Below are 17,293 nucleotides of genomic sequence, written 5' to 3' on the forward strand. Positions count from 1 at the left end.
AGGTGAAATCCCCCTTACATTAAGTCACACATGTCCCTGACAGAAAGGATTTTACCGTCCATCGGGCGGGAAATCTCGCCCTGCCCCGTTTACATTGGAGCCGAGCCTGCCAATATCTGGATACGTAAATGCCTGAGCCCCGCAATCCCCACACGGCTCCCGCCGTCGCAGCGGCTCTCTCGACCGGTGCTGTGCATGATCGCCTCTTTCCGTGGCAGCAGCATGCCATGACAGCGCCCGGTTGCAGGCCACTCGGCAGACCGGGCACGTCTCCAGGGAGCAGCGGTCCTGTGCAGCAGGCCGGCCGGATTGAGAGAACCGGATCGAAATGGCCTGAATCATCTGAACGACGCTGACAGGAGTCTTTCCATGTCCACCACGAAAAAACAGCGCCCCGTCATGCTGACCATCCTTGATGGCTTCGGCTGGCGCGAAGACAACGCCGATAATGCGATCCGCATGGCGGAACTGCCCACTTTCAACAAGCTCTGGGCCAACAATCCCCATTCCTTCCTCCAGGCCAGCGGTGAAGCGGTCGGGCTGCCTGACGGCCAGATCGGCAACTCGGAAGTGGGCCATACCAATATCGGCGCCGGGCGCGTTGTCATGCAGGAGCTGCCCCGCATCAGCAAGGCCTGCAAGGACGGCACGCTGGCCCAGAATCCTGTCCTGCTCGCCTTCATTGACGCGCTGAAGGTCAGCGGCGGCACCTGCCACCTGATGGGCCTGGCCTCCAAGGGAGGCGTGCATGCCCATCAGGACCACATCGTGGCTCTGGCCAAGATCGTCGATGCCGCCGGGGTGCCGGTCGTGCTGCACCTCTTCAGCGACGGGCGCGACACCCCGCCGAAATCCGGGATCGAATTCTTCAAGGAAATCATCGCTGAACTGCCGAAAAACGTGAAGATCGGCACCGTCTGCGGCCGCTACTACGCCATGGACCGCGATCATCGATGGGACCGGGTGGAAAAGGCCTATGACGCCATCCGTTACGGCAAGGGTCCCCATTTCCCCAATGCGATCGACGCGCTGGAAGACCAGTATGCCAAGGATGAACGCGGCGATGAGTTCACGCTGCCTGCCGTCATCGGCGACTACAAGGGCATGAAAGACGGCGACGGCATCCTGTCGGCCAATTTCCGCGCTGATCGCATCCGCCAGCTGCTGGAAGCTTTCGTGATGCCGGTGTTCGACGGCTTCGACCGCGGACCGCGCCTCTCCCTGGCCGGCGTATGCACCATGACCTATTATTCCGATTCGCTGGAACCCTATACCCAGGTTCTCTTCCCGGCCGAAATCCTTACCGACCTGCTCGGTGAAGTGGTGGCCAATGCCGGGCTGAAGCAGCTGCGCACGGCCGAGACGGAGAAGTATCCTCACGTCACCTACTTCTTCAACGGTGGCCAGGAAGTGCAGCTGGAAGGCGAAGACCGCATTCTCGTCGCTTCTCCCAAGGTCGCCACTTATGACATGCAGCCTGAAATGTCCTCAGGCGAACTGACCGACCGCGCTGTCGAGGCGATCAAGTCCGGTAAATACGACATGATCATCCTCAACTTCGCCAATCCCGATATGGTCGGCCACACCGGCGAGCTGAAAGCGGCCATTAAGGCGGTCGAGGCTGTCGATAAGGGGCTCGGACGCATCTATGACGCGATCCGGGAGCAGAACGGGGTGCTGTTGGTCACTGCTGACCACGGAAACTGCGAAACCATGAAGGATGAAAATACGGGTGCGCCCCATACAGCGCACACCACCAATGAAGTTCCCTTCATCGTCGCCGATTACGATACGCCCATCACGGTCGAAAACGGCCGTCTGGCTGATATCGCGCCGACCATTCTGCAGCTGCTGGGCCTCAAGCAGCCTGCAGCCATGACCGGTCACTCCCTGATCGTGCCGAAAAAGAGCTGATCAGGACCCTGCATAAACGGGGAAGCCTTCTTCTTTCCCGTCACCATCCCACCAGGCTCTTTCTGGTCGCATGGATGGGCAGCACAGCCGCTCTGCAGGGAGCGGCTGTTGCCCGTTCCGCTGTGACGGGACATCCCGGCACCAGGGCTGCCCATCACCACCAGATCGCCCACAGCTCAGGCGCCCACCGGACCGCAGCCTCTGCCAGACATGGAACAGCCAGAACCGCAGAAGGCCCAGACAAAGCGGGGCTGGCACGCCTGTCCTCGGCCCTGCAGGAAATCTCAGCCAGTCGTCAGGCCCTGCAACAGGGCCTTGAAGCACGCCTGCAGCTTATTGCCACCCGCAAAGCAGCCCTTGAGCAGGCTTCAAGCCGGGTCGCGCATAATACGGAAGCGCTGGCCCGGCTCACCCGGCAGCAGAAAAGAATTGAGGCTCAGCTGGCCCGGCTCCAGCGCCGCCACCAGGTTACTGAAACCAGACGGGCAGCCCTGCTGGAAAACACCGCTGCCCTTCAGCAGGAGCGCCTGCAGGTTACGCGCCAGGAAATCTCCCTGCTGCCCCTGACCGAGCAGCTTACGGACTATCCAGGCCTGATTCTGCTGCCGCCTGCTGCCCCTGACCGGCCTGCAGCTGAACAGGCAGCAGACAGGCCAGTGCAAGTCCAGGCTCTACTGCCCTCCCTGTTGGCGTTGCGCCTGGCGGTCAATGCCCAGCGGGAAACCCGGCTTTCAGCACGCACAGACCGGCTAGAAACCCAGGAAGAGGCTCTGGCACGCACAAGCCAGCAGCTGGAAGCCAGCCGCCTTGATCAGGAACGCGGTCGCCAGCTGGGGCTGACCTTGACCCAGCAGGCACAGCAGGAAGCCCGGCAGGCCACCACTGAGATGGAAGCCGCCCGACAGAAGCTGCTTGAAGCACGCAGAAACGCTCAGGCGCTGACCGATGAGATTGAAGTTCTGGTCCGTCGCGAAGCCGAGCAGCAGATGCGCCTGCAGGCCGAAGCACGCAGACTGGCACGTGCACATCAGGCGGCCGCGGCCCACAGGGCCGACCGCGCAGCGCAGGCCCTGAGCGGCGCGGGACTGGCACGCGGGGGCGGGCGGGCACCTGTTCAGGGCGTTCTGGCCACCCGCTGGGGCGAAAGCACGGAGGGAGGACCTGCAACCGGCATCACCTGGCGCACCAGCAGCCAGGTTCCCGTTATCTCCCCCTGCAGCGGTCATCTTCTCTATGCCGGGGCTTTCCGCTCGTTCGGCAACATGGTCATTCTCGATTGCGGGCGTGGAACGCGTTTTGTTCTGGCAGGGTTCGGCGCCATTACCAGCCCTGCGGGCGCCTCCCTCACACGTGGCACACCGATCGGACGCATGCCGGCAGGGCCCGGAGCGCTTTTCGTCCAGCTGCGCCAAGGCAGTCGCGCCGTCAATCCGGCCCCTTATCTGCGCTAGAGTTTCCCTCTGAGTGCAGGCCGCCTGGTTCCAGAAAGATTTTCACTCTTCAACCTGCCCGCAACAGTTTCCCCGTTCCCTGAAAAACAGTAAACTCCCGCCCACGGAAACTCCGGCCAGCCACCCGGATTGGAATGAGTCAGGAACGCCAGGTCCGCCGGTGCTCCGCCTGCGGCCGGCCTTACACACGCAGATCACATTGAGGATGTCACGATCATGAAGTTCAGAACGGGCCTGATGCTGGGTCTTGCCCTTGCCTCCTCGTGCTCCCTCGCCTGTCTTCAGGCTTCAGCAGCCCTGGCTAAAACATCTGCTCCCCTAACCAATGGCGCCCATGCCAAGCCTTCTGCCGCCACTGCAAACACCGATGCCAACAATGCCGAAACGGTCCGTCTTCTGACCCTGCTCGGGACGGTCATGGACATCGTGCGGTCAGAATATGTCGAGCCGGTCACCAACAAGACCCTGATTCTCAACGCGCTCAACGGCATGGTCGGTGATCTGGACCCGCACTCCGCCTACATGACTTCCCAGCAGCTGCATGACATGCAGGATGAGATTTCCGGTCAGTTCGGCGGGTTGGGGCTGCAGGTGCAGATGGATGCCAAACATGTGCGCGTCGTCTCACCCATCGACGGCACACCCGCTGCTAAGGCAGGCATCCTGCCTGGTGACGTCATTCTCATGGTCGATGGCAAAAGCATCGCCGATCTCAGCCTGGATCAGGCGGTGCGCAAGATGCGCGGCAAGCCCGGCTCCCTCATCACCCTCACCCTCCTGCGCCCCAAAACCGGCAAAACCTTCACGGTGACGCTGAAACGCGAGATCATCCACGTTCAGATCGTGCGCTCGGCCCTTTACGGCCGGATCGGGTACCTGCGCCTCACTGAGTTCGATGATTCAGCCGAACACGAGCTGCGCAAGGCCTATCATGCGCTGGAACGTGAAGTGGCACACACGCCCGGCAAAACGCTGGATGGCCTGATACTCGACCTGCGCTCCGATCCAGGCGGCAAGCTTGACCAGGCCATCGCTGTCGCCCGGGATTTCATCCCACAGGGCGAGATCGTCTCCACGCGCGGTCGCCATCCTGAAAACAACCAGCACTGGGACGCCACCGGTACCGACCTGACCCACGGCCTGCCCATCATCGTCCTGACCAATTCCGGTTCAGCTTCGGCAAGCGAAATCGTCGCCGGTGCCCTTAAGGACCATCACCGCGCCCTCATCCTGGGCGAACGCACCTTCGGCAAAGGCTCTGTCCAGACGATCATCCCCATCTCCGACCAGGGTGCCCTGCGCCTGACGACGGCGCGCTATTACACACCCAGCGGGCAGTCCATCCAGGGCCACGGCATCACCCCGGACGTGCCCGTGGCCGAAAGCCGTGACGATGATGCGCTCTATACATTCCACGAATCTGATCTGGCGCACGTGCTGAGCAACATCGGCAGCAGCAAGGAGAAAGCTGCGCCTACCCCCAATCTGCCGGCAGCTGCGCGTGCCGTGCCCCATCTGCCGCCTGAAAACTGGCCTGCCTTCAATCCGGCCAATCCCGAGACCGATTTCCAGCTCCAGCAGGCCCTTCACCTCCTGGACAATCTTACCAATACGCCAGCGCCCAAAGGCCCGATCGCGCCGACGCTGATCGACGGCAAGAAGCCGGACCTGCCTCCGCTTCCCCTGGCTGCGGGCGGCCTGCACAAGGACACCGAGACAGGACTGCAGAAAAAGAGCACCGTTCAGCAGCCCCCACCTGCCAGGCCGGCCGCTAAAGCCCCTGCCGCCCATGCGTCGCAAGGAACACACTGAGAATGTCAACTTCCACAGATCTCCCTTATCGACCCAATGTGGGCATTGCGCTTTTCAACCGGGAGGGAAAACTGTTCCTGGCCCAGCGCGCTGATCTGCCGGGACATATCTGGCAATGCCCGCAGGGCGGTATTGATGAAGGTGAAAACCTGGAGCAGGCCGCCTGGCGGGAGATGATGGAGGAGATCGGCACCAACAAGGCGGTGCTGCTGGCCATGCGCCCCGGCTGGGTGAGTTATGACCTCCCCCCCCATCTGCTGGGCCGGTCGCTGGGTGGCCGTTACCGGGGCCAGAAGCAGCGTTGGCTGGTTTTCGGCTTCACCGGGAAGGACAGCGACTTCAATCTCGGCCTGCAGACGCCGCCGGAGTTCAATGACTGGCGCTGGGTCGGCGTCAGGGAAGCGCTTGACGGTCATTATGATCTCGGCATCAAGCGCAAGCTTTATGAAACCCTGCTGCCCGAGCTCAAGAGGCTGTTTGACAAGGCTCCGCAGGGGTGGTGGCTTCAAACCCCTGCCAAGCTCCGCTGAAGTTTTCCAGGACACGTCAACCCAGAGGCTGCTCCAGACTCTGATGATGCACCAGACGGGCGTAAAGCCCGTTTTTTCGCATCAGCGTTTCATGCGTGCCCTGTTCAGCTATTCCCCCTTCCTCCACCACAATGATCAGATCGGCCTGTTGTATGGTAGCCAGCCGGTGAGCGACGACCAGGGTCGTGCGCCCCTGGCGCAAGCTCTGCAAGGCCTGGAGGACCCGGGTCTCAGTGCGTGAATCCAGCGCACTCGTCGCCTCATCCAGCAGCAGCACCCTCGGCTGACGCAGAAGCGCACGCGCCAGGGCGACGCGCTGCCGCTGTCCGCCCGAAAGATACTGCCCGGCAGGGCCGACCCGACTGTGCAGACCCTGGGGAAGCTCATCGAGAAAATCGAGAGCCAGCCTGTCACAGAGCTGGCGGATCTCCTCCTCACGCGCTTCGGGGCGGCCAAGGCGAATATTTTCCAGGACCGACATGTCAAACAGCGCGCTCTCCTGGCTGACATAAGCCATGTTGTCGCGCAGGCTTTTCAAGGTCACATCACGCAGATCCCATCCATCCAGCGTGATACGGCCCGCGCTCACATCATGCAGGCGGGGGATGAGCGAAAGCAAGGTGGATTTACCCCCCCCGCTCGGCCCGACGAAAGCCACGGTCCGGCCAGGCAAAAGCTGCAGAGTCACATTTTCCACCCCGCGCCGCCCGTCACGATGCCGGTAAGACACGCCAGAAAAGACAAGCGCGCCCTTGCCTTCAGGCAGTGGACGGGCATCCGGCGTCTCCTGCACAGTCGGCGGCGTGTCGATCATCTCATAGACCCGGGCCACGCCGCCCAAACCTTCCTGCAAGGCTGTGCTCAACGACCCTAAAGCCCGTAACGGGCGCGAAGCTGCAAAAAGAGCCGCAATGAAGGCAGTGAAATCCCCAAGCGTCGCCCCTCCCATGGAAGCCCGCCAGCCTGCGAAGCCGAGAACAAAGGCGATCGCGCCTCCGCCTATCACTTCCAGAAGCGGATCGAGACGGGCCCGGTGACAGGCAATCTGCAACAGGCGGTCATGTAGCTGCCTGAAAGCTTCCCCCAACCGACGGCGCTCATGGCCTTCCATCCGGTAGAGACGGATCTGGCGCGCCAGGCTGAAGCTTTCTGTCAGAAGGGCAGCCGTCGCACCTATCTGCTCCTGCATCCCGCCGGAAGCCCGCCTGACCCGGCGCCCCAGCTTCTGCACGGGGATAATCGCCAGCGGATAGAGAATGACAGCAATCAGACTCAGCTCCCAATCCATCCACAGCATGGCGGCAACCAGCCCCACGACAGTGACCACATCCCCCAATGCATTGACAGAACGGGTCAGCGCCTCACGAAGGGCCAGCGCATCACTGGTGAAACGTGACGCCCAGCTTGCCGGCGCCTCTTCTTCAAGGGAAGCGACATCAGCCTGGAGACCCTGATTGAGCATCCGCAGCTGCAGACCGCGCACCACCTGCATCACCATGCCCTGCACCGCCACGTTCTGCCCGTACTGGGCCAGAGCTTTGGCGCCGGTGACCGCCAGGACGAGCGCAGGCACCTGGTAGAGAATGCGCCTGTCATGGGCTGTGAACATGTCGATAGCACGACGGATGATGACCGGATAAAGCGCCGTCAGCCCGCCCATAAGCAGGGTAAGCAGAACGATGAGTCCTACCCGGCCTGGATGCTGGCGGATTTCTTCACGCCAGATGCGCCGCACCAGTTTGAAGCTGGATGCCGGCGGCGCAGCGGACAGTCCTTGACCTGGACACTTCATGACGCCCCTTCAGCGGATGGATTCGCTGCGCTGGATTTCCTGCGCCAGCCATTGCCTGCAGGCCTGCGCATCAGGACGGCACCCTTCTGACAGCCACCAGTCCCGGGTTCTGCACAGCCACTGGCCCAGTGCCGGGCCCGGCTGAAGCCCGCATGCCAATCCGTCCTTGCCGCTCAGGGGAAAGACCGGGCGCGTCATGGCACCGAGCCGCGCCCGCAAGGCTTCCCAGCCCGCATCCGGCCGCCCCAGCTCGGCTGCCTGCAGCAGCCAGCTGCGGTCTTCCAGCAGGGACAGCTCCTGCCCGGCTGCCGCACGGCGCAGGTCGTCATCGGTCATGTCCGGACTGAGTTCAGGGACATTCTGCGCAAAAACGTGCAATCGGTGACGCGCCAGACGTGAAAGCTTCAGGCGCGCCCCGAGCCCCTCATCAGGACACAGGGCATAAAGGCGCAGAAGCCCCAGGCGCTCTTCCCGTTCGCTTTCTTCGTTCCTGCCCTGTGCCTGTACTGAAGACACTGCAGACAAAGAGGGCGCCTCTTCATCCTCCGTCATATTCCCGCAGGCGAGCAGGCGGGCAAGCCCTGCCAGCTGTGCCTGGGGCAGAAGAACATTCAGCAGGGTCGTCTCTTCCATCAGGCGCAGGGTGGGCAAAAGCCTGGGCCCCGTCAGAAGCCGCAACAGCTCCGAAGCCACCCGCTCCACCGAAAGCCGGCGGGTCAGCTCCACGCCTGCCCGAATGGCTGCCACGGCTTCCCCATCAGGGGTGCCGCTTCCGTAACGGGCCTGAAAGCGGAAAAACCTCAAAGCGCGCAGGGCATCTTCCTCCAGCCTGCGCGCAGCATTCCCCACGAAGCGGACCCGCCCCTCGGCCAGATCCTTCACACCGCCGAATTCATCATGCAGTTTTCCGGCCCGATCAAATGAAAGGGCATTGATCGTGAAGTCCCGGCGCGCGGCATCCTCTCGCCAGTCATCCGTCCAGGCCACGACAGCATGACGGCCATCCGTCTCCACATCATGGCGCAGGGTCGTAAGTTCATAAGGCCGCGATTCATGCACAACGGTCAGCGTGCCATGCGCCAGACCGGTCGGAACCACTTTCAGCCCTGCCGCTTCCAGAAGGGGTGTCGCCTCTTCGGGCGGCAGGGGACTTGCCATGTCAATGTCGTGCACAGGCCGCCCGCACAGGAAATCCCGCACGCATCCGCCCACCAGCCGGGCCTGCGGCAGAACAGACCAGATGCGTTCCACGCCTGCGCGTTCCGGCAGGACCGACAGACGCTGCCAGATCAGTTTCTCCTGCTCTGACGCGTGCGTGTCTTCCCCGGCCGACGGAAGCTGCTCTTCATGGTGGCTCAAAACGCGACGTGTATCAGGCAATGTCTCTTCCCTTTTCACATCCCGTTTCCAGCTTTACTGCGGGAGCGCTTGTTACGGATTACTGTCACGCCTCTTCTGGGCGCACCCGATGGGGCTGACTGATGGAGCTGACCGATTTTCGGCCAGGGATCAGGCTCCGAAAAAGACTTCAAGGGTCCAGGCGCGTCAAGGGAAAGAAGCATTTCCGGCTCCAGACACCCAGACATGTCTGACCGCCCACACGTTCCGGGATGGCAAGGGCTGTCAGCTCAAACATGACCGGCCGGCTCACGCGCGCCAGCAGGGAATCGCCGCCCTGTCTGCTGCCCATTTCCACATAGGCCGGTACCTGACCCCCGCGCTGCCAGTCACAGTGCAAGGGCCGGTCCTGACCAAGGCTGATCAGCTCGTCGGTATTGGTCCGCAGGCAGATATTCTGTGAGCGCGCGTCAGACCCCGTGAAATCCAATGCCACCGCCAGAAAGGGCGCATCTTCCACTTCAATGACGCCTTTCCGTCCTCCCAGGTCAAGCCAGTAACGACCCTGAGCGTCACGTTCCATCATGGAAGCGAAAAGACACCGCAGCTCTTTTCGCCGTACCGGCTGGCCGCAGCAGTACCAGGTACCGTCCTTTCTGATTCTGAAAGGCAGGCGCGGCACGGAAGACACCCTTTGCCGCCATTGCCCGATCGGCACTCCTCCTCCTGCCAGAAGCGATACGCCCTGGCGTTGCCGAGCGCTCACCAGACACGTATTTTTCATGCCATCCATCTTCTCCTCCCTGCGCTTGCTGGAAGGTCAGCCCCCTTTCAGCACGTAGTTCCAGCTTCTGTAGGCCTTTTGGCCGGATCAGCGTTCTCCCTGTCACGTCACGGGCCAGGGCAAAGCAGGGAAAACGCTGTTATGGACAGTTATCTGGGAAGGAGGCAGGCGGAATGAAACCCCTGAGAGATTTTCCGTTCAGTAATTCTAAAATCTGTCAAGAGGCTTTATGGGCAAGACTTGAACAAAACCAGTCCTCACCCAATCTAAGAAAATCAATACAGAAAATCAGGAGCTTTCCTGCAGCCCTGTAAGCCACAGGCTTTTGACGCTATATTGAAGCATTGAAATTGAACGCGATGACCGGAGCTGCCCCGGCCTCTCGTGATGCCGCTCCTTTCAGGAGGGCCTGATCCGCCCGCCCTGCAGTATTTTTCCTTCTCTCCCCCACGGCTCTTTTCGGAGTTTCCATGAGTGACCAATCCGCTTCCCTGACGCAGCCGCCCGGCGCCGTGCCTGATTCCCAGCAGGAAGGGGCTGCGACAGTGGCGGAAGCTGACCGTCTGGCACCGCGCCTCAAAGAGCTGCAGCAGGCCATCGGAAGCGTCGTGCTGGGCCAGGACGAAGTGATCAGCCAGGTGCTCACCGCCATTCTCGGCGGCGGCCATGCCCTGCTGATGGGTGCACCGGGGCTGGGCAAGACCCTGCTGGTCAAGACAACGGCCCGGGTACTGGGACTGGAGAACTCCCGCATCCAGTTCACACCTGACCTGATGCCCTCCGACATTACCGGCGCTGAAATTCTCGAGACGGATGAGAACGGACAGCGGCATTTCCGCTTCCTGCCAGGGCCGATCTTCAGCCAGCTCGTTCTGGCAGATGAAATCAACCGGGCCAGCCCCCGAACACAGGCCGCCCTGCTGCAGGCGATGGCTGAAGGTGCCGTTACCCAGGGCGGCAAAACCTGGCCCCTGCCGCGCCCCTTTCATGTCCTGGCTACACAGAACCCCATTGAGCAGGAAGGCACTTATCCCCTGCCTGAAGCGCAGCTGGACCGTTTCATGCTGCAGATCAGCCTGCAGCCCCCTGCCCGCGAGGCCGAACGGCGCATGCTGCTGGCAACCACCGGCAGCACGCAGGCTGAGGCCCCGCGCCTGCTGACGGCAGGTGAACTGCTCCAGGCCCAGGCCCTGGTGCGCCGTCTGCCGGTAGGCGACAAGGTGGTGGATGCCATCATCGCGCTTGTGCGTTCCCTGCGCCCTGCCGAGCCCGGCGCGTCAGAACAGGTAACGCAGTATCTCGACTATGGGCCCGGACCGCGGGCTGGGCAGGCCCTCATGATGGCCACCCGTGCCCGTGCCCTTCTGGACGGGCGGCTTGCCCCCAGTCTCGATGATGTGCGCGCCCTCGCAGAACCTGTTCTCGCCCATCGTCTGGGCCTCAACTATGCCGCACAGGCGGAAGGCTACACCCCTGCGGGGATCGTCGCTGCTCAGACTGCACGGTTGAGCTGACGGACACGGCCTGACGGACGGTGACGGTTCTCAACTCCCTTCTCGGTTTCTGGCACAAACATGCCCCTGGTGCTGGATCTCACGCCAAGGCCCGGCTTGCCGGCGGTCGCCCCCGGCCGACTGACGCCAAGTCCGGTCCGACACGGGCTGTCCGTGCACTGCCCGAGCTGCTCCTGGCCGCTCATCCGCTTGCCCAGGCCCTGCTGGACGGCCCCCACAGCCGCAAACGCGCTGGAGACGGCGAGGAATTCTGGCAGTTTCGCCCCTATCAGCCCCTTGAGCCTGCCTCAGCCATTGACTGGCGCCAGTCCGCCCGCTCTCCGAATCCTGAAATTCTCTGGGTTCGTGAACATGAGCAGAAAACCCCGCGCACTCTCCTCATCTGGATCGACCCTTCACCTTCGATGCGCTGGGAACCGGATAACGCGACTGAAACCCGCAAGGGTGTACCCACCAAATCCGAGGCGGCCCTGACAGCTGCCCTGGCTCTGGGAGAAGCGGCTCTGAAAGCGGGTGAGCGGGTCGGAGTGGCAGGAAGGCCACGCCTTTATATGGGACCGCAGGCCTTCGGCGCGCTGGCCGCAGCTCTGAAGGAGAGCCTGGCAGAAGATCGACCTCCCCTGCCGCCTCTTGCTACCGTGCCCCCCCATGCCCAGCTTCTGCTGGTCAGTGATTTCCTGTGGCCCGAAAAGAGCATGGAGGAAATCTTCAGCGCCTGCACCAGCCGCCCTGGCCGCACGGCGCTGCTGTGTGTGCTTGACCCGGCAGAGCGGGAACTGCCCTACCGGGGCCAGGTGCGTTTCACGACGCCTGAAAGCGACCAGACCCTTACCTTGCCAGCTGTCGAAAGCCTGAGGGAAAACTACCGGACAGAGCTTGAGGGCCATCTGGCACGCCTGCGCAGCCTGCAAGGCCCTCGCAGCCGCTTCGTCCTCCACTGGACGGACACTTCCCTTCTGCCACCCCTCATGCAGTTGCATGCCTGGCTGGGGAAAAGGAACGCGGCTGGAGACGTACGCCCATGATGCCTGTGAGTTTTCACACCCCCTGGCTGCTGCTGTTTCTGCTGGCCCTGCCTCTGCTGTGGTGGCTGGCGCGCGCCACGCCCCCCGTGCCACGGCGACAGAGCTTCTCTTCTCTTGTCGTGCTGCGCCTGGTGCGGCCCCTGCAGCAGGACGCAGCTCATACGCCCTGGTGGCTGCTTGCGCTCCGCCTGTTGGCCCTGGCCCTGCTGATCCTCGCCTGTGCAGGACCGGTATGGCGCTCTGCAGACTCTTCCCCGACGGCGCAAAACACGAAAAAAAACCTGATCATTCTCGATAACGGCTGGGCGGCCGGTCCCTTCTGGACGCAGCGGGTGCAGGTCGCTCAAGCACTAGGAGAACGCAGCTTCCGGAACGGAGGACAGCCTTTTTACCTCCTGACTGCTCCGGCAGCGGACGGACAGCCGAGCGAGCCCCTGATCCCTGAGGACCTGCATGCCCTGTCCGGCCTGCTGGCCACGCTGCACCCCCAGCCCTGGCCTGTCCAGCGTGCAGTCGCGGCCCGGCGCCTGCTTGCCCCGCAATGGCAGGCGCGCCTGCAGCAGGCGACTGTCACACTGCTTTCAGACGGTCTGGCTCAGGGCGGCGAGGCGGCGCTGACCAAGGCCCTCGCCCCGGCAGCACGGGTTTACGATATACGCTGGGCGCCCTGCGCGCTGGTGCGCCTGAGCGCCACCCCGCCTGTCAGCGGTGACGACGGCACTACTGCCCGGCTTACCCTGCTGGCTGAACGGCTGCCCAAGTGTACGCAAAAAACAACCTCCCTGCTTCGAGGACTGAGCCTCAGCGGGGTTCAGGGTGGCAATCAGGAGACGTCAGGCACGCGCCAGCATTTCGACACGGTCATCCACTGGTCTGTGCCCGTGGGCAGCAGAACCACTGTCAGCCTGCCTGGCGCCCTGGCAGCCGATCTGGACGCCCTCAAGCTGGAAGATATTTCAGGACCGGCCGGCATGGCTCTGTTCGGAGGGGGGACGCACCAGAAAACCGTTGGCCTCCTGCGCCTGAACGGGGACACGACTCCTCTGCTCGGCAGCGCGTTCTACCTTACGCGCGCGCTGGGCGCTGACGTGCGGACAGGCAATCTGGAAAATCTTCTTTCCCCAACCAGCCCTCCTCTCTCCCTCCTCATCGCGCCTGATGGCACGCTTTCCACGCCGGAGGCGCAGCGCCAGGTGCTGAACTGGGTCCGGCACGGCGGCATGGTGGTGCGGTTCGCCGGGCCCGAACTCGCACAATCGGGTGAGACAGCCCCTGTTGCGCCAGGTTCCGCAACGGAGGCCCAGGCTCTCTTGCCTGTAACGCTGGTCCATGGGGAACGGCAGCTGGGTGGCCCGATGTCGTGGGGGAAGCCGCAGCCTCTGGCTCCTTTCCCCGAGCATTCTCCCTTCAACGGCCTGGAAGTGCCCCCCGACATCACGGTTACGCGCCAGGTGCTTGCTCAGCCGGAAGATGACCTGCAGGCACGCAGCTGGGCCAGCCTGGCAGATGGCACCCCTCTGGTGACAGCACGGCACGAAGGCCAGGGAATGGTGGTGCTTTTTCACATCACGCCCACTGCTGAATGGTCCAACCTGGCTCTGTCAGGCCTCTTTCCGGCCATGTTGGAGCGGCTCATCACCGCAGCCCCGACCCTTGCGCGCAGCACGGCAACTTCTGCAGGCCCACAAGTCCTGCAGAACCGCCTGCCCCCTTGGCGCATCATCACAATGGCTTCCCGCCTGGCGCTTCCCAACAGTGCCGCGCAGGCCCTGCATCTTCAGGGCCCGCTGCCTGCTGTCAGCGTGGACCATCCAGCCGGGCTGTATGGCACCCTGCCGCGCCTGCGTCCGCTCAACCTGCCGCAGAATGCCGGTCCGCTGCGCCCCGAGCCCCTGCTGGGCACACCACGCACGCCAAAAGGCCTGGCGCCTGCCACAGATCTCGCACCCTTTCTGGGGCTGGCTGCCATTGCGTTGCTGCTTCTGGATGGCCTGCTTGCCCTTCTGCGCCGGCTGCGCCCTGTCCCCCTTGAAGATGCCAATGGGAAACTTCCTTTCCATTTTCCGGATTTCAGGCGCACGGCTTCAGGCAAGCCCCCCCTTCTTCTCCTGTTTGTAAGCCTCTCTTCGGCTACTGGCGCCCTGCTGTTGCCGAGTGCACTCCCGACCATGGCGCATGCAGGCGCTACCGCCGCCCCCACAAAGCCCGTGCCGCACCCCGTTTCAGAAGCAGCTTCCCATCCTGACAGAGGCCTCCCACCCCCCGGCGCCCTCGAGACACGACTGGCCGCGATCAAAACGGGTGATCCTGAAATTGATCGCGCCAGCCTGGAAGGGCTGGAAGGCCTGACACGTTTTCTGAATCAGCGCAGCACGGCGCATCTGGGTTCTCCTGTCAGCGTGGATGCCGATCAGGCAGAGCTCGGCTTCTATCCGCTGCTTTACTGGCCCATCACCCCTGGCCTGGTCGCTGATCCGACCCGCAGCGCAGCCCTGAATGATTATATGAAACATGGCGGCTTGCTGATGATTGATGAGCTGGGCGCAGGCAGTGAGCTGAGCGGTACCAGTGCAGCCACCGCCCGGCAGAGCCTGAAGCGCGCGACAGAAGGGCTCGACATCCCCCCACTGATGAAACTGGACAGCAAACATACCCTCTCGCACACTTTCTACCTGCTGCATTCGATGCCGGGCCGCATTGACGGTCAGCCTGTTTACGTGGCGCGCACGCAGGGCGAGGCGGAAAATTCCGAGAGTGTCAGTCCCGTCATCATCGGCAATGGGGACTGGGCCCGTGCCTGGGCCGTCAATGAAGCCGGCGAACCGGCTTATGCGGTCGTCCCGGGCGGGGAAACGCAGCGCAATGCCGCTTACCGCTTCGGCACCAATGCGGTGATCTATGCCCTGACCGGCAATTACAAAAACGACCAGAAGCATTATCCGGAAATGCTCCGGCGCCTTGGTGGGAGCGCAGATAGTAGCAGCCCCTCCACGACCGGTGAGAACGAAGCCGGGGGGAATGACGCCAGCCAGAGCAGCAACGAGGCGGGAGAAGAGGAATGACGCAGATCGGCTGGGCGCCTCTTCTCCCCGTCTGGATGCTCCTGGTTCTCGGCGCGTTGGGCCTCCTCATCACCCTGATCGGCTTTTTTACGCATCTGCGCGGCACCGGGCTGCGCCTGCTGGCCCTGCTGGTTGGCCTGCTCTGGTTGGCTGATCCGCAGTTGCGCCATCCCATTCTGCAGAGCCGCCCACAGGATGTACTGCTGCTGGTGGACCGCACGCCTTCCATGAACATTGCTAACCGCACGGCGCTGGCCGATCAGGCGGTCAAATCCCTGCAGCGCCAGGTGGGCAGCCTGCAGGGCATGAGCCTGCATGTCGTTGACGTCCCGGGCGGCCATGGCCAGGGAACGCGTCTTTACGAAGCGATGGCGCGTGAAATACCGGGGCTGCCCGACCTGGCTGCTGTCATCATGGTAACCGATGGGGTGGACCAGTTCCCGCTGACGCATCTTCCAGCCGCCCTTACAAACCCGCCAGGTGGCGCGCCCGTTCCCCTGCATCTGCTCGTTACGGCACGCGGCGAGGAAACTGACCGCACACTGCCCCTTCTCAGCGCACCGCCTTATACCCTCGCCGGCAAGGACGCTCATATCCGCTTCCAGACTGAGGATATAGGCGCTTACGAAGGTGCGCCCGTCATGGTCACCACGCGGCAGGACAGCGGAGCTGCACAGAAACTGGGGGAAGTCCGCTCAGGCCAGCCGATGGACCTGACCGTACACCTGACCCATCCAGGGCAGACCCTCGTGGAACTGAGCGCTTCCCCCTTGCCGGGAGAGGCCTCTCTTCTCAATAACCATACGCTTGTGCGGCTGCAGGGCGTGCGTGACCGCCTGCGCGTCCTGCTGATTTCAGGCGTGCCCAACCAGAGCGCACGCGTCTGGAGGCAGCTGCTGAAGGCAGATCCCTCCGTCGACCTGGTTCACTTCACCATTCTGCGCTCTCCTGAAATGGAAGATGACACCCCCCTGTCCGACCTGGCGCTTATCCCCTTCCCAACTCACGAGCTGTTCGAGCAGAAAATCCGCAGCTTCGACCTGATCATTCTCGACGGCTTTCAGAACCACAACATCCTGCCTGATTCCTACCTGCACAACATCGCCGAATTCGTGCGCAAGGGGGGCGGCCTTCTGGTGGTTGCAGGCCCGGAGCAAACGCAGCCAGGGGCTTTGCAGGATTCCCCTCTGGACAGCGTCCTGCCGGCCCATGTCACGCCCGACAGCGTTCAGACCGGCATCTTTCATCCACGACCGAGCCGCCTGGGCCAACACCATCCTGTCACTCTGGATCTGCCGCCCGCCAGCAGCTGGGGACCCTGGTTCCGTCTTCTGCGGCCTGACCGCACCCACGGAGAAACCCTGCTGGAAACCGATCACGGTCAACCCCTGCTGATACTGGACCAGGTTGGCAGGGGACGCGTGGCCATGATGCTTTCCGACCAGATATGGCTGTGGTCACGCAGCACCCACAACAGCGGCCCCCAAGCTGAACTCCTGCGCCGCCTGGCTCATTGGCTGATGAAGGAACCCGAGCTGGAGGAAAACCGGCTCAAGGCGCATTTCAAGGGCTCAACCCTGGAAGTAACCCGCTACTCAACCACCGCCCTGCCGCCCAGCCAGGCAGAGATCACGGCCCCAGACGGCCATACCACCTCCCTGTCTCTCACCCCGGTGGCCGGAAAAGAGGGCATTCTGACTGGGCGGATAGCCGTCAAAGACCTGATGCCTGACCAGATCTGGACCGTTCGCCAGGGCGATCTGGTGACCTGTACAGCAGCCAACCGGGAAAACCCGATCGAGGATAAGGACCTGCAGGCCACAGCCACCTTGATAGGGCCGGTAAGCAAGTCACTCGGGGGCGCAACAGTATGGCTCGGCCGCAACGGACCGCCTGTCTTGCGCCAGGTCAGCGGTACAGGAAGCCTGTTCGGTCCCGGCTGGATCGGCGTGCCCCGCCACCAGATTGCCGTGGCTGGCGCCACGCGCAGCAGGCCCCTTTTTCCAGGCTGGCTGGCGCTTCCCCTCCTGTTGATGCTGTGGGGCCTGGCCTGGCGCCGGGAGGGATAAGC

At 63.0% G+C, this 17,293-nt stretch carries 11 protein-coding genes; 8 read left to right on the forward strand and 3 right to left on the reverse strand.

Annotated elements, in window-relative coordinates; translation table 11 throughout:
- The first annotated feature begins 369 nt into the window (after positions 1–369).
- The 4 genes from gpmI (at position 370) to E3E11_RS01615 (ending at position 5,707) form a co-directional block, all read left to right on the forward strand.
- Positions 370–1,914, forward strand: a complete 1,545-nt coding sequence (gene gpmI / locus E3E11_RS01600; protein ID WP_141450869.1) for a 2,3-bisphosphoglycerate-independent phosphoglycerate mutase — start codon at positions 370–372, stop codon at positions 1,912–1,914.
- Positions 1,915–1,988: 74 nt separating this feature from the next.
- Entirely contained in the window at positions 1,989–3,365 is a 1,377-nt protein-coding gene (locus E3E11_RS01605) for a murein hydrolase activator EnvC family protein (protein WP_141450870.1), read from the forward strand.
- Positions 3,366–3,581: 216 nt separating this feature from the next.
- Positions 3,582–5,177: a S41 family peptidase gene (locus E3E11_RS01610; RefSeq protein ID WP_141450871.1), complete on the forward strand. Its 1,596-nt coding sequence runs from the start codon at positions 3,582–3,584 to the stop codon at positions 5,175–5,177.
- Between the two features lie 2 nt (positions 5,178–5,179).
- The gene (locus E3E11_RS01615; protein ID WP_141450872.1) at positions 5,180–5,707 is read left to right on the forward strand and encodes an RNA pyrophosphohydrolase; all 528 of its coding nucleotides are present in this window, start codon (positions 5,180–5,182) and stop codon (positions 5,705–5,707) included.
- Between the two features lie 16 nt (positions 5,708–5,723).
- Here the strand turns inward: E3E11_RS01615 and E3E11_RS01620 are convergent, their stop codons facing one another.
- The 3 genes from E3E11_RS01620 to E3E11_RS01630 all read right to left on the reverse strand — a co-directional run bounded on the left by E3E11_RS01620 (position 5,724) and on the right by E3E11_RS01630 (position 9,621).
- A complete protein-coding gene (locus E3E11_RS01620; protein WP_141450874.1) occupies positions 5,724–7,499 on the reverse strand; it encodes an ABC transporter ATP-binding protein in 1,776 nt (591 codons plus the stop codon).
- 9 nt (positions 7,500–7,508) lie between these two features.
- Positions 7,509–8,879 (reverse strand): CCA tRNA nucleotidyltransferase, encoded by a 1,371-nt coding sequence (locus E3E11_RS01625; RefSeq protein WP_331250970.1) that lies wholly within the window; start codon positions 8,877–8,879, stop codon positions 7,509–7,511.
- A gap of 148 nt (positions 8,880–9,027) precedes the next feature.
- The gene (locus E3E11_RS01630; protein WP_195804970.1) at positions 9,028–9,621 is read right to left on the reverse strand and encodes a DUF1285 domain-containing protein; all 594 of its coding nucleotides are present in this window, start codon (positions 9,619–9,621) and stop codon (positions 9,028–9,030) included.
- Between the two features lie 470 nt (positions 9,622–10,091).
- Here E3E11_RS01630 and E3E11_RS01635 point away from each other — a divergent pair, with 470 nt between their 5' ends.
- Genes E3E11_RS01635 through E3E11_RS01650 form a run of 4 tightly spaced genes read left to right on the forward strand, consistent with a single transcriptional unit; the run spans position 10,092 to position 17,291 of the window.
- Positions 10,092–11,135: an AAA family ATPase gene (locus E3E11_RS01635; RefSeq protein WP_141450876.1), complete on the forward strand. Its 1,044-nt coding sequence runs from the start codon at positions 10,092–10,094 to the stop codon at positions 11,133–11,135.
- A 20-nt stretch (positions 11,136–11,155) separates the two neighbouring features.
- On the forward strand, positions 11,156–12,160 hold the full coding sequence (locus E3E11_RS01640; RefSeq protein WP_141450877.1) for a DUF58 domain-containing protein: 1,005 nt from the start codon (positions 11,156–11,158) through the stop codon (positions 12,158–12,160).
- Positions 12,157–15,222: a DUF4159 domain-containing protein gene (locus tag E3E11_RS01645; RefSeq protein ID WP_141450878.1), complete on the forward strand. Its 3,066-nt coding sequence runs from the start codon at positions 12,157–12,159 to the stop codon at positions 15,220–15,222. The genes E3E11_RS01640 and E3E11_RS01645 overlap by 4 nt, the downstream gene beginning before the upstream one ends.
- The gene (locus E3E11_RS01650) at positions 15,219–17,291 is read left to right on the forward strand and encodes a VWA domain-containing protein (protein ID WP_141450879.1); all 2,073 of its coding nucleotides are present in this window, start codon (positions 15,219–15,221) and stop codon (positions 17,289–17,291) included. The genes E3E11_RS01645 and E3E11_RS01650 overlap by 4 nt, the downstream gene beginning before the upstream one ends.
- Positions 17,292–17,293 lie beyond the last annotated feature (2 nt).

This window comes from Oecophyllibacter saccharovorans (genome assembly GCF_006542375.1).
GTDB lineage: Bacteria > Pseudomonadota > Alphaproteobacteria > Acetobacterales > Acetobacteraceae > Oecophyllibacter > Oecophyllibacter saccharovorans.

What these genes read in the sequence shown, in the direction of transcription:
- gpmI (WP_141450869.1), top strand. Translation starts at nt 370, where the DNA reads ATGTCCACCACGAAAAAACAGCGCCCCGTCATGCTGACCATCCTTGAT.
- E3E11_RS01605 (WP_141450870.1), top strand. Translation starts at nt 1,989, where the DNA reads ATGGGCAGCACAGCCGCTCTGCAGGGAGCGGCTGTTGCCCGTTCCGCT.
- E3E11_RS01610 (WP_141450871.1), top strand. Translation starts at nt 3,582, where the DNA reads ATGAAGTTCAGAACGGGCCTGATGCTGGGTCTTGCCCTTGCCTCCTCG.
- E3E11_RS01615 (WP_141450872.1), top strand. Translation starts at nt 5,180, where the DNA reads ATGTCAACTTCCACAGATCTCCCTTATCGACCCAATGTGGGCATTGCG.
- E3E11_RS01620 (WP_141450874.1), bottom strand. Translation starts at nt 7,499, where the DNA reads ATGAAGTGTCCAGGTCAAGGACTGTCCGCTGCGCCGCCGGCATCCAGC.
- E3E11_RS01630 (WP_195804970.1), bottom strand. Translation starts at nt 9,621, where the DNA reads ATGAAAAATACGTGTCTGGTGAGCGCTCGGCAACGCCAGGGCGTATCG.
- E3E11_RS01635 (WP_141450876.1), top strand. Translation starts at nt 10,092, where the DNA reads ATGAGTGACCAATCCGCTTCCCTGACGCAGCCGCCCGGCGCCGTGCCT.
- E3E11_RS01645 (WP_141450878.1), top strand. Translation starts at nt 12,157, where the DNA reads ATGATGCCTGTGAGTTTTCACACCCCCTGGCTGCTGCTGTTTCTGCTG.
- E3E11_RS01650 (WP_141450879.1), top strand. Translation starts at nt 15,219, where the DNA reads ATGACGCAGATCGGCTGGGCGCCTCTTCTCCCCGTCTGGATGCTCCTG.